Consider the following 13,421-nt stretch of genomic DNA (forward strand, 5'->3'; position numbering starts at 1 on the left):
CCAGGAAGGTTCGGGTACGCCGGGGCTAGACCGCGCGGGCCACGCAGATCCTGGCATCCAGGCGTGGCCCGGCCTCGTAGAGCATGTATTCCACGCCGCCGTCGGTGCCGAACGTCGGCGACGCCACCCGGCCGTTGTCCGACGCGACCGGCCGGTGGAACACTCCGAGGTGGACCTCGCGGTCGAAGTTGTTGCCGACCTCGGTCAGATACATGTTGCCGCTGCCGCCGTGGTACGCGATGTACGCGGTGCCGTTGCGCTTCAGCAGGTGCGGCGCGGAGATGTCGGTGAGCCCGTCGCCCGACGGCGACACCAGCGGGTTCGGGGAGAACTGCCAGCCGCTCCAGCCGTTCGGCGACCAGCCCCAGAAGATCTTCCGGGTGCCCGGCCGGATCGTGTGGGCGCCCATGAACACCATCACGTAGCGGTTCCCCTTGCCGGCCACTGGGTGCGCGAAGACCCGCGCGTACGAGGTCTCGGTCGTGTTGGGCACCAGATTCGTCGACAGGATCGGCGTCTCGTCGGTGAAGCGGACACCGTCGGTCGAGCGGGCGACCCGGGTCGTGTGGTTCTCGCCGTGGAAGTACAGGTAGAACTGCCGGGTCGGCGCGTCCCACACGACGTGCGGCGACGACACGTGGCTCACCGTCGTGGACGGCAGCACCCGGTCGACGACGGGATTGTCCGCGTACTCGGTGTAGGGGCCCTCGAGCCGGTCGGCGTAGGCGAGGCAGATCCCGCCGGGCGCGTCGTGCGGCGCGTAGTAGAGGTAGTAGCGGCCGAGGTAGCCGCCGATCTTGTCGTAGACCCCGCGCACGCACGGGAAGATGAACTCGCCGGTCGGGTTGTAACGCAACGGCCGGTCGAACGCGTCGCGCACGTACCGGTAGTTGGGGAAGCCGGCCGGTCCGGCGAGCGCCGGCGTGGGCGTCGCGGCGAGGCCGGCGCCGGTGGTCGCGGTCGCGACGCCGGCGGCCGCCGCACCACGCAGCAGCGCGCGTCGGGAGAAGGAGCCTTCCGGGGTACGCGTCATCGCGTTCCCTCCGTTCGTGGGGCGGGCCGACGGGGGCAGGGGAAGCGGGCCGGCCGTGACGAAGTCACGTGTCGCTCCGCCTCGCCGGGCGGCCGATCGGTGCGGACGCTCGTCGCGGGCGGGGCCGTTGGTCGATGAGTCTGCGCGCGCCGTCTCAGCGGCGTCAAGGTGCTAATACGAATTAGCACAGCGGGTCGGGCGATCGGTGCCGACAGCGGCGGAGTCGCGCGGGCCCCACCGCGCCGCCCACGCCGACCTCGCTCCGACCGCCCCTCCGTCATCGCCCGCGTCGCGCACCTCACCGCCTGTCCCCGGGTGACAGCCGGTCACGACGTCCACCGGCGCCACGCCGGTGCGTCCTGTCGCCCGAGGACCGGCGCCCGCCCGGGAGGGGGCGGGCGCCGGGGCGCAGGTGGCCGGCGCCGGCAGAGTCAGCCGAGCGGTGGGGCGGTCCAGGAGGACCGGATCAGCTCCCGCTCGGCGGCGGCGAGGTGGGCGGTGACGGCGAGCCAGGCCCACGCGTACCGGTCCGGGTCGGGATCGGTACGCCGGCCGAACACGTCCCGGCCGCGCCGGTCGGACTCGTCGGCCAACGCGGCGGTGAGCGCGGCGGCGGTGGTGAAGCCAGCGCGACGCAGCGGGCCGGCCAGGCCGGCGCCGTCGCCGCGGGCCGCCTCGGCGACGGCGCGGCGACCGCCGGAGACGGCCAACTCCACCAGCCGGCGCACCCGCCACAGCGGGGACTCCGCAACCGCGTCGGCACCGACGGCGAGGACCGGTTCGGTCGTCCCGGCCGGGTCGCGCGGCGGCAGGTGACCGCCCTGGATCTCGTCGTAGCCGAGGTCCGCCCGGCCGTGCCAGTCCGCCGGCAGCCGCAACGTGGCGGCGGCACCGGGCACCGGGCCGACCGCGAGCGGTCGCAGCGTGCTGGCCCGGTCCGGATCCAGCCGACCGACCACCCGGACCCGCAGGCCGGGCCGGGAGGCGAGCCGCCGCAGGTTGGCCACGTGGGCCAGCATCGGGTGGGAGTCGACCGGCACCAGCCGGATCACCGGCCCGTCCGGCACCGGCACACGCTCGCGTCCGGCGTCGGTGGCGGGGGCCAGCTCGCGGGCCAGCACCTGGTCGCCGACGGCACCCACCACCACCAGGTCGCCGCCGAACAGCGCGGTACCCGCCCGGCCCGGGTCCTCCGGGTCGTCGGTGGCGAGTTGCGCGGTCACCACCTCGGCGAGCGGGCGGGCGAACAGGCGCGCCAGCGGCCCGGTGGACCAGTCGGTCCCGGCGAGCGGGGTGGCCCGGACCCCCTTACCGGCACCGAGCCGGCCGTCCGGGGAGACGGTGGTGCCGGTGATCCGCAGGCCGCCACGGGCCAGCACCGCGTGGTTGACCGCGACCGCGCCCATCTCGGTGACCGCCCGGGCGCAGTCCCGCGCCCGGTCCGGACCGCCCGGTTTCACGTCGCCGAAGGACAGTTGGCGCCCGTCGGCGGCGACCAGGTGCGTGACCACCCCGGCGTACCCGGTCGCGCTGATCACCGGCTCCCGGCAGACGCCGTGCACCTCCAGGGTGCCGTCCGGCTGGTAGGCCCGCCGCAGGACGCCGACCAGCGCCGGGTCGGCATCGCCGGCGGCCAGCCGGCCGGCGACGTACAGCAGGTCGTGCAGCACCTCGACCAGCTCGGCCAGCCGGTGGCCGTTCTGCCGTCCCCGCTGCGCGCGCAGCCCACGCACCGCGCGCAGCGCGGCGCTCTCGGCCCGCGGCAGGCCGGCCAGCCGGGCGCCGTGGGCGGCCCGCAGCAGCTCGGCCTGGGGCACCGCCCCGGCGGCCGGCACGCCGGCCGCGAGCACCGCGGCGGCCGCCCGCCACAGCGCGCCGGCGGCGGCCCGTTGCGCCTTCGTCGGTGCCGCGCCAGCCGCTTTCCTGGTACGCCCGGTGCGGCCGGTCTCCCCGGACGCCGCGTCGGCGCGACCCGACGCCGACGGCGCCGCCGCGGTGGACGCCGGATCGGGGTGGGTGGCCGGGTCCGCGACCGGGCAGGCGAGAAGGACGGCGGTGCGGTGCAGGCAGCGGGGCGCCAGCAGGCAGCTGCACCGCGCCTGGTGCCCGTCGGTGACCGCGCCGGTCGCTCCGGGCGTCAGGGTGACCAGTGACTCCGGGCCGCAGTCGACCGACACGCCCCCGTCGACCGGGCCGACCGGTGCGCCGGCCAGCCGTTCGACGGCGGCGTCCAGCCGCTTGTGCAGCCGGGGTGGCAGGGCCGCCACCGCCGCGGCGGCGACCGCCGGCAGCACCGGCGGCAACCGGTCGGTGTCCACGGCAGTGGCTGTGCGGTCCGTCAACGTGATCCTCCGCGGATGCGGTCGCCCACCCAGCGGGCGAGTTCGAGCGGGCTGAGAGCGGCGACCGGCATCCCGGCCGCGACGAGCTGCCCGGCGACCGGCACCGAGTAGCAGGGCGCTCCCCTGTCGTTCAGCGCGGCGCAGCCGAGCACGTGCACGCCGGAACCGACCAGCGTGCGGACCTCACCGAGCAGCCCGGCCAGCGGATAACCCTCCTCGAAGTCGCTGACCACCGCGACGATGGTGCGGCTCGGCACGGTCACCAGCGAGCGGGCGGCGGCCAGCCCGGCGGCGATGTGCGTACCGCCGCCGACGCGCACCTCCAGCAGCAGCGACAGCGGGTCGTCGACCCGGTCGGTCAGGTCGACCACCTCGGTGGAGAAGGCGAGGAAGTGGGTGGACAGGGTGGGCACCCCGGCCAGCACGGCGGCGGTCAACGCCGACCACACCACCGACGCCTCCATCGAGCCGGACACGTCGACCACCAGCACCAGCCGCCAGTCGGCCTCCTTGCGGGTGCGGCTGTTGAAGACCGGGCGTTGCGGCACCACCACCGTCCGGCCGTCGCCGAGCCGCTGGGTGTGCGCGAGGTTCGCCCGCAGCGTACGGGCTAGGTTGATCCGGCCACCGGGACGGCTGGTCGGACGCGGGTTGGTCAGCCCGGTCAGCGCCGGACGCACCTGCGTGGCCAGCTGCCTGGTCAGCTCCTCGACCAGCCGCCGCACCAGGGGCCGCAGCTTGGCCAGCTGCCCCTCGGGCAGGCCGCCGGCGAGCGACAGCACCGAGGTCAGCAGCTCCATCGAGGGGCGCACCGCGGCCGGGTCGAGTTCGGCGAGCACGTCGGTACGGCCGCTCTCGGCCGCCCGGGCGATGACCTCCTCGCGTACGGCGGTGCCGAACAGCGCCTCGAGTTCGTCGGCCCACTCGCGGGCGGTCGGGAAGGAGGCTTCCTGGCCGCCGCCGGCCGCCTGCCCGAGGTCGGTGGCGCCCTCGCCCTGACCCGCCCCGTACAGCTCGTCCAGGGCGCGGGCGTAGCGGCGGGCGTCGGCCGGCAGCCGGTCGGGTTGGCGGCCCAGCAGCAGCCGCCACCGGTCGGTGGCGGTGAGCCCGGCGTCCGGCGTTCCCGGCCCGGGCGTCGCGCCGGCATCGGCGTCGGCGTCGCCGGGGCCGGCCGGCGTACCCGGAACGGGGATGCGGCGGGCGAGCAGGGCGGCCCGGCCGGCCGCGTCGGCGGCGGCCCAGCGGGCCAGCAGCTCCGGCGGGGCGGACAGGCTCAGGTCGAGCCGGTCGCCCAGCCGCTCGGTGACGGTGTCCAGCAGCCGGCCCCGGGCCGCCGGGGTGAGCACGTCGAACCCGCCGCGCAGCGCGGGCAGCCGGTCCAGGAAGTCGGCGTCGGGGAGCCGCTCGATCCGCTCCAGCAGCGGGTCCAGCGCGGCCGGGGCGGACTGCAACAGCGGGTGCGCCCCGGTGAGCAGGCCGCCGAGCAGCCGGTGCAGGTGCCGTCGGGTGTCCGGTCCGGTCGCCGCGTCGATCCAGCCGGCCACCCGGGTGCCCAGGGTCTCCAGGTCGGTCAGGTCGAGCAGCACCCGGGCGGCCAGGGCGGCGCCCTGGATCAGCGGCGAACCGGCGCGGGCCAGGTGGTCGAGGGCCTCGTCCAGGCGCAGCCCGATGCGGTCCTCGCCGGCGCGGACCGCGAGGTCGACCAGCGCGGCGGCGTCCGCCGGGGTGTCGCTGCCGGCCAGGCCGGGCAGCCCGCGCACCGCCGCGTCCAGCAGCACGACGGCCAGCTCGGCCGCCCGGGCCCGGCCGTCGGGGGTCGTGCCGGGCAGGTGCTCGCGGCGCAGCGCCTCCAGCAGGTCCAGGGCGGCCAGCAGCTCGGGCAGCGTGCCGGTGCCCGGCAGCACGGTGGCGGCCAGCTCGAGCCGGTCGGTGACCAGCTCCGCCAGGTCGCACCGGGCGGCGTCGCGGAGGCCGGTGAGCAGCTGCGCGGCGGTGGGGCCGCCGTCGGCGGCCTCCCGGCGGAACCGCTCCCGCAGGGTGCCGGCCGCGGCCAGCGCCGCGGTCACCCCGCGTACGCCGACCAGGTCCAGCCGGGCCGCCACGGACGGCGTCCAGGCCAGCTGCCAGCGGGTGGTCAGGGCGGCGCCGTCGCCGGTGCCGGACACCGCGATCGGCTCGCCGTAGCCGACGCCGCAGACCTGGAGGCGTTGCAGCAGGATTTCCCGCCGCCCGTCCAGCTCGGTGCGCAGCGGGTCCAGGCGGACCTCGCGGGCCTTCGGGCTGTCCGGGTTGGGCAGCCGCAGCGTGGTGACTTCCGCCTCGACCGCCGGGCCGAGCCCGGAGCGCGGCGTGCCGGGGGCGATGCGGCCCCGTTCGGCGCCGACCAGCACGCTCTCCAGGGCCTTGGCCAGCGCCCGGCCACGGCCGAGCAGTTCGCCCTGGCCGAGCACGGTGGTCACCGCCTCCAGCACCTCGCCCCGGCCGGGGGCGGGCAGGTCCCGCAGCCGGGCCAGGTCGTCGGCGAGCCGTACCGTCTCGGTGGCCTCACCGGTGCCGGCGGTGTGACCGGCGGCGCGGAGTTCCCGGCACAGGTCGGTGACCGCGCGGGCCGCGGCGGCCCGGATCCGTTCCGGGTCGCCGGCGGCGGTGAAGACGGACTGCTGCCAACGCGGGTCGCGGATCCCGGCCGGGTAGCCGGACCGGGAGTCGAGCAGGTCGAACGCGTACGGCACCAGCGAGGTGACCGCCGTGGCGCCGCCGTCGGTGGCGGCCGGTCCGGGCGCAGTCGTCACGGACCGGACGGGATCGGCCGCGGCGGTGCCGGGCCGGATCGGCGCGACGGCGACGTCGGCGGCCGACGGGGTGGTGACCAGGGCCGGGGCGTGGAAGGCGCCGATGACGGCGGCGACCCGCCGGCCGTCGACGCCGGCTTCGGCCAACACCCGGCGCATGTGCCGCTCGCGGGCCAGGTCCCGGGCCGGCACGCCGTCGCGGTCGGCGCTGTCGGTACGCATCGCCCAGCCGACGCCGAGCGCGGCCCGGCGGACCGCCTCGGGCGGGCAGCCCGGGGCACGCACCTCCACCACCCGGTCCCACAGGTCGTCGCCGTCCCGTCCGGTGCCGCTGGCGCTGAGCGCGGCGGCGTAGGAGCGGCGCAGGCCGGGCACCGGCTCCCCCGCGTCCGGTCCGGGCTCGCCACCGGCGGCCGGCTCGGCGCCGGCAGTCGGGTCGGGGACGGTGGCCGGGTCGGTGGCGCCGGCGGTCCAGCCGGGGTCGGCCAGCGGCAGGTCGCAGCAGATAACCTCCACGCCGCGCTGCCGGGCCCAGCGGATCGCGGCCAGTTCCGGGGAGAAGTCGGCGAACGGGTAGAAGCCCATCGGCCCGTCCGCGCCGTGGCTGCCGACCAGGGCCAGCGGCGCCCGGGCGGCCGGATCCGACAGGTACGGCAGCCAGCGCTGGAAGTCGGCCGGCAACTCGATGCAGACCACCTCGGCCCCGGCGGCGTCCAGCAGCGCCGGGACCACCGCCGCCAGCGCCGGGCTGTGATGCCGCACCCCGATCAGGTACGGCCGCACCGAACCGGCGAGCGCGTCGACCACGGCGCGCGGGTCGGCCGACGTCGCGTCGGCTCCCCCCGGGCCGGCGGTCGCCGGGGCCGCACCGGTCGGCGGACTGGAGAGGGTCGTCACCGCAGGTTCTCCCGCAGGTCCCAGAGCCGGCGCCACATCGCCGAGCCGTCCTCGGCGCGGCGACGGACCGGGCCGTCCCAGTAGCCGAGCAGGCGGGCGTGGTCGTTCTGGTCGTCCTTGCGGACCACGCCGAGCAGGTGCCCGGGCACCAGGTCGAGCGCGTCCCCGCCGGGCAGGTACGCGGCGGCCAGGCCGAGCGACACCGCCACCTGCACCGCCTCGGCGGTGGACATCACCGTGCCGGGCCGCTCCACGTCCCAGCCCTCGCCCGACCGGCCGGAACGCAGGTCGCGGAACACGGTGACCAGGGCGTCCAGCACCGCGTCGTCCACCGTGTACGCCGCGCCGGCGCGCTGCACGGCGGCGGTGGCCTGCTGGCGGACCAGGTCGGTCTCGACGTCCGCGTCCGAGATCGGGTGGATGGTCTCGAAGTTGAACCGGCGCTTGAGGGCCGAGGACATCTCCGACACGCCCCGGTCCCGCAGGTTGGCGGTGGCGATCACGGTGAACCCGGGCACGGCGCGGATCAGCCCGTCCTCGGTGCCGGACAGCTCCGGCACGTTCATCCGCCGGTCGGACAGGATGGACACCAGCGCGTCCTGCACCTCGGGCAGGCAGCGGGTGACCTCCTCGATGCGCACCACCCGGCCGGTGCGCATGGCGGTCAGCACCGGCGAGTCGACCAGCGCCTGCGGGGTCGGGCCCTGGGCGAGCAGCAGGGCGTAGTTCCAGCCGTAGCGGAAGGCGTCCTCGGTGGTGCCGGCGGTGCCCTGGACGGTCAGCGCGCTGGTGCCGCAGACGGCGGCGGCCAGCAGCTCGGAGAGCATGGACTTGGCGGTACCGGGCTCGCCGACCAGCAGCAGGCCCCGCTCGCCGGCCAGGGTGACCACGCACCGCTCGACGAGGCTCCGCTCGCCGACGAACTTCGCCGGGATGGTCATGCCGGCCGGCAGTTCGGTGCCGTCCGGGCCGGTGCGCCGGTCGGCGGGCAGCTTCAACGTCTCGCCGTCGCTGCCCTGGATGAAGGTGACCACGGCGCGCGGGGTCAGCGCCCAGCCCGGCGGCCGGGCCCCGTCGTCGTACGCGGCCAGGAAGGCCAGCTCGTCGGCGTACCGCTGCTCGGCGGAGAGGACCTGGGCGGCGGTCTCCGGCGCCACGGTGGGGCGGACGTGTTCCGTCACGGTCACGGGCGTTCCTCGATCTTTCTGGTTCGGATGGGGGTGGGTCGGGACAGGGGTCGGCGGCTTGGCGGTGCCGCGACGGCCGGGCAGGTCGTCGCGGCACCACCGCCCCGTCGGGGGTCGGTCAGCGGCGGGTGGGCAGGTTGTCGAAGCGGGGCCGGTCGCCGTCGCGCAGGCGTTGCCAGGCCCGCCGGTGCAGCTCGGCGGCCGGTTCGAACGGAACGGTCACGCCGAGCGCGGCCGTACCGTCGGGTGCGAGGTCGAACAGGGTCACCTTCCAGCCCTCGATCGGCGCCTGCCCGCTGCCGCGTTCCAGCCAGGGGCCGGGCAGGAACAGCGACCGGCCGGCCCGGGACCGGCTGGCCTCGACGACCAGGTCGGTGCCCGCCAGTTCGGCGCGGGCCGCCTTCAGCCGGGCCGGCTTCCAGCCGGTCCACTTCGCCGTGTTGCGGTCGGTCGGGTCCGGCATGGCCAGCAGCATCAGGTACACCGCCGCCGCGTCGGCGCCCAGGCCGTGCGCCCCGGCCACCTCGGCGACCAGGTCCGGCACCGACCGGGTCGGATCCTGCGGCCACCAGGTGCCGTCCGCCGCCCGCGCGCCGCCGCCCGGCTCCCCCGGATCGCCGAGCAACGCCGCGAAGCGTGGGTCACGGACCAGGCGCAGCGCCACCTCGATCGGGTACGGCTTGGCGGCGTCGCCGCGCAGCGCCGGCAGGTACGGATCCGTCCCGTCGGCGTCGAGCAGGTCCGGCCGCAGCGCGGGCGACGGTTGGCTGTCGTGGGTGGACAGCACGATGGCGCCGTACCGTTCCCAGCCGGGGCCGGTCTCCGACGGGGTGCCCGCCACCTGCCGAAACGCGGGCAGGGAGACGTACTGGTCGAGGTCGAGCAGCAGGTTGGGGTTGGCCAGCCGGTCCCGGATCGCGGCCAGCGCGGCGGGCAGCGCGGCCCGGCACGCGTCGCCGGCCGGCGTGTGGTGGGCCACCCACGCCGCCAGGGCGACCGTGGAGCGCAGCACGTGACCGGTGAAGCCCGCCGCGCGGCCGTCGGCCGGCCGGACCCGGTCGCCCCTGATCTCGAAGGCCAGGTCGGTGCTCAGCTCGGCCGAACGGGCCGGGTCGAGCAGCGCCGGCAACGCCTTGGCGGGCTCCCAGCCGGTGCGGATCGCGCGCGTCGCCTCGGCGAGCAGCTGTTCGGGCACCACCACCCGGCGCCCCAGGGCGGCGTTCCACACCGCCGCGGCGGCGGCCACGTCGGGGCCGTCGGTCCACAGCCGGGCCGGGTCCGCCGGCAGCAGCGCCGAGACCACGGCCCGCCGCAACCCCGGCCTGGCCTCCCTCAGCACCCCGAAGGCCAGCTTGACCTCCCCGACCTGCCTGATCCCGAGCGCCTTGCGCAGCTCGGTCGGCACGGTGTTGGCCGAGTCCACGTACGGGAGGCCGGCCAGCACCAGCTTCGCGGCGGTGGGGGTGACGCCGGTCAACTCGGCGAACTGCTCGGCCGCCTCCGGCCGCCAGGGCAGCGGGCCGTGCGCGGCCGACTCGGTGAGGAAGCCGGCCAGCCAGCCGGCCGGCCGTTCGTCACCGACCGGCTCCGAGGACTGCGCCGTGTAGGGCTCGGGCACGGCGAACACGCCCGCCGGGTCGTGGTGCAACGCGTCGAAGAAGTAGCCGGTGGCCGTGCCCCTGGAGTTGAGGACGGCGAGGAACGCCCCGTCGGGCAACGGCAGGATGCCCGGCCTGGGGTAGCGGCGCGAGCCGTCGGGGTTCTTCAGGTCGTCGTCGCGCAGGTGCAGCCTGCACCGGCGCCACCGCCCCGGCGCGGCCGCCGCGCTCAGGTCGAGCCGGTCCAGCGCCGCGAGCAGGGCGCGCAGCGTCTCCCGGTGCTCGTCCGGGGTCACCGCCGCGACGGCCCGGTAGGCCACGGCGGCCACACCGCCGAGCAGGGACCACCAGTCCAGCCCGGACGGCAGCGACGGCCCGTCGAGGTGCAGGCGTACGGCGGAACCGCCCCCGCCGGTGGCGGACGACTGGGTGGTGAACGCCTGGAACTGGGTGAAGGCGTGGGGCGCGGTGCCCGCCCCGTGGGCCGAGCCACGCAGGCCGTCCAGTGCCTCGTTGAGCTGCCGGTCGGTGGGTCCGGTCACGGTGACCGCCGGCGCCACCGCCGCCGGGGCGGACAACGACCTGGTGAGCCGCTCGGTCACCGCGTCCAGGTCGGTGCGCACCCGGGCGGCCAGCCGCAGCACCCCGGCCACGCCCGTCAGCACGGCGTCGTGGCTGACCGCCGGCAGCGTCGAGCGGACCAGCTCGACCAGCGCGTCCGTGTCGTCCTCGTCGGCGGTCGCGCCGGTGTTGGCGGGCCCGGAGCCGGCGCCGACCATGGCCGCCGGAACCGCGACGGGAAGGCCGGTGACGGCCTGCGGGGCCACGGTCAACCCGGGTCGCGCCGCCGCGCGGGCCGCGGCCCGCGCGGCCTCTTCGGCCAGGGCGGCGCGGCGCTCGTCGAGGGCGGCCTTCAGCAGCGCGGCGGCGGTCTCCCGGTCCATCCGGCGCAGGGCGGTGGAGCCGGCCGGGTCGCGGGGCAGCATGTTGCCGAGGAACTGCCGTGGCGGCAGCGGGAGCGCGTCGGGGCTGTAGTCCCGGCTGGACGGCGGCCCGGCGGCGGCCGACACCATCCCGTCCGGGTCGACCAGGACGGGACCGTTGAGCACGGCCCGCGGCCGGTCGTCGCCGGGCAGCACCAGCGCCGCGATCGGCTCCTGGCCCGCGGCCACGGTGACGGTACGACCGGCCAGGTCCTCACCGCGTACCGAGCCGTCCGGCAGCGTGACCACCCGCCAGCCGAGCAGCCCGCCCACCGGGACGGCCGCCGGGGTGGCCCGGTCGGAGAGGGCCGGCCGCAGCCAGCTGGCCGGCTCCCGGAGGTGGCTTCCGTCGACCGGGAGGTCGGCCAGGAACCGGGGCAGGCCGCGCCGGCCGTGGGTGTTGGCGACCGGGTCGTACTCGCACCAGCCGTAGGCGTCGTCCTCCTCGCTGTGCCGGTACACCCAGTGCGAGGTGCCGTCGGTGATGACCGGCAGCTCGGACGGGACGGCCGTGTCACCGGCGTGCAGCACGCCGTCGCCGGTGGTCCGCCCGCCGCCGGGCAGCGGCAGGGTGATCTGCTTCCCGCGCGGCTGCTGGCCGTGGTGCCGGCCCTGGACGAGCTGCGGCTCGCCGGGCGACGAGTGCCAGTAGCCCCCCAGGTCGTAGTCCAGCGCCTTGGAACGCCAGTAGACGAGCAGTTGGCCGTCGACGTAGTGGTAACCGGGCTGACCCCACAGGTCGCCGGCCGGGATGCGCAGGTCGTGGCGGAGCACGATGCCCTCGGCGCCGATCACGCGCACCGTGGTCGGCCCGCCCAGGATCACGTACGGCCAGGCTTCCTGCCGGACCACCTCGACCCGGCGGTCGCCGCCGGTCACCTCCTGCCAGGCCAGCTCCCAGTCCGGCCAGCCCAGTTCGTCGAGGATCCCGCCGCGCAGGCTGCGGGCGACGCGCTCGGCGAGGTCGACGCCGAGGGCCTGCCCGAGGTCGCCGCCCCGTCCGGGCTCACCGGATCCGTCGAGTTCGTCGGAGACCAGGCGCAGCGCCTCGACCGGGAGCCTGCCCAGCCAGTCCACCGACGCCGGCAGGTACGGCAGTCCGGCGGCGAACCGGTTGCGGATGCGGGCCCGCAGCCAGTCGATCAGCATCGGCCGGATGCCCGGCGTCTCGACCATCCGGCGCAGGGCGGCCTGCTGGTCGTCGAGCTGGTCGAGGCCCCGGCGCAGGGCATCGGTGAACCGGTCGTCGCCGGCGACGGCGAGCAGATCGCGCTCTCCCCCACGCGTGACCCAGTTCGCCAGGTCCAGGACCTCGCGCTCCTTCGGCGCGGCCACCGGCAGGTCGAGGGCGAGCAGCAGGTCGAGCAGTTCCAGGTCCCCCTCGGCCCCGAGGGTCTCGCCGCTGTCGGCCAGTTCGACGCGCAGCCGGACGGCCATCCGCTCGACGAGCGGGTACAACTGCGGCAGGCGTCGGCGTTGGTGGCCGGAGTTGACCCGGCTCACGAAGCGGCGCAGCCAGCCGACGGAGCCGTCCTGCGGGCGCGCCGCGTCCGGCACGTCCGGGTCGGACAGCCCGGCGAGCGCACCGGTGTCGGTCAGCAGGGCCAGCCAGGTGACCAGGTCGTCCCGGTCGGCGGGCATCAGGTCGAGCAGGCTGCCGCGGATCGCCGGGTCGCGGCCGGCCAGCGCCGTCAGCGCCGGCAGGTGCGCCTTCCACCAGCCGGCCGGCGCCTCGGCGGCCACCGGCAACCGGAGCAGCTCGGTCAGGTAGGCCGCCTCGCGCTCGGTGACGGCGGCGGCCCCGGCCCTACCGGCGGCCTTGGTGGCGGCCCGGACCAGCCGGTTCACCACACCGGCCGACTGGGTGGACGGAACCACGCCGGCGGTCGCGGCCCGCAGTGCCAGCCGGCAGAACCGCTCCAGCGCCTCGTCGGCCGGCAACTGGGCGGACAACTCCTTGGCGTAGCCGGCCAACGCGGTCGCGGACACCACCTTGGCCGAGGCGAACTCCACGTAGACCTCGTCCAGCCGGTCCAGGTCGACCGGCAGGCCGTGCTGCGCCTCCGCCTTGCGCGCCTTGTTGAACAGCTGCGTCGCGTACGCGTCCTGCCCGGCGGCCAGGAACACCCGCGCCGCCTGCTCGAAGAACGTCGGCAGGAGGTGCGGCAGCGTACGGGCGAGCCGGTCGGCGATGCTCTGGTGCCCGTCCAGGGCGGCCTTCGGCCGCGACCGCACCTGCTTGGCCAGCTTCTGCAACTCCGGCACCACCGCCAACGCGTGCCGGCCGTCCGCCGGGTGGTGCACCAGCACCCACTCGGGGAAGGCCAGCGGTCGGCGGGGACCCAGCCCGACGACGACCGGCTCGGCGCCGGGCGACAGGCCGAGGAACCCGACGGCGATGTCCTCGCCCTCGCCCAGGGCGGCGTCAACGAGGCGGACCACCGGCCGCTCGTCGAGGGCCGGGTGCCGGTAGGTGCGGGCGGTGAGGGGCACCGCCCGGTCACCGGCCCCGGCGGTGTCGGCCGGCAGCACCGCGCCGGCGGTCAGCAGGTTCTCGACCGCGCCGTCGTCAGCCGTCGTCGTCATCCC

General features: G+C 76.8%; 5 protein-coding genes. All 5 read right to left on the reverse strand.

The annotated features are described in order from the left end of the window. Window positions 1-25: 25 nt before the first annotated feature. On the reverse strand, window positions 26-1,033 hold the full coding sequence (locus ACFHW0_RS15835; protein ID WP_416608347.1) for a hypothetical protein: 1,008 nt from the start codon (window positions 1,031-1,033) through the stop codon (window positions 26-28). A gap of 431 nt (window positions 1,034-1,464) precedes the next feature. After that, on the reverse strand, window positions 1,465-3,375 hold the full coding sequence (locus tag ACFHW0_RS15840) for a hypothetical protein (protein ID WP_416608348.1): 1,911 nt from the start codon (window positions 3,373-3,375) through the stop codon (window positions 1,465-1,467). After that, the gene (locus tag ACFHW0_RS15845; RefSeq protein WP_416608350.1) at window positions 3,372-7,064 is read right to left on the reverse strand and encodes a vWA domain-containing protein; all 3,693 of its coding nucleotides are present in this window, start codon (window positions 7,062-7,064) and stop codon (window positions 3,372-3,374) included. Before ACFHW0_RS15845 ends, ACFHW0_RS15840 begins: the two co-directional genes overlap by 4 nt. Next, window positions 7,061-8,251 carry an ATP-binding protein gene (locus ACFHW0_RS15850; protein ID WP_416608352.1) on the reverse strand — a complete coding sequence of 397 codons (1,191 nt, stop codon included), beginning with the start codon at window positions 8,249-8,251 and terminating at the stop codon, window positions 7,061-7,063. The genes ACFHW0_RS15845 and ACFHW0_RS15850 overlap by 4 nt, the downstream gene beginning before the upstream one ends. Window positions 8,252-8,369: 118 nt before the next feature. Further along, window positions 8,370-13,418 (reverse strand): hypothetical protein, encoded by a 5,049-nt coding sequence (locus ACFHW0_RS15855; RefSeq protein WP_416608354.1) that lies wholly within the window; start codon window positions 13,416-13,418, stop codon window positions 8,370-8,372. Window positions 13,419-13,421: the final 3 nt, after the last annotated feature.

This window comes from Micromonospora sp. LOL_025 (genome assembly GCF_048060285.1).
Lineage (GTDB): Bacteria > Actinomycetota > Actinomycetes > Mycobacteriales > Micromonosporaceae > Micromonospora.

Excerpts from the sequence above, each read along its gene's own strand:
- ACFHW0_RS15835 (WP_416608347.1), bottom strand. The coding sequence starts at position 1,033 with ATGACGCGTACCCCGGAAGGCTCCTTCTCCCGACGCGCGCTGCTGCGT.
- ACFHW0_RS15855 (WP_416608354.1), bottom strand. The coding sequence starts at position 13,418 with ATGACGACGACGGCTGACGACGGCGCGGTCGAGAACCTGCTGACCGCC.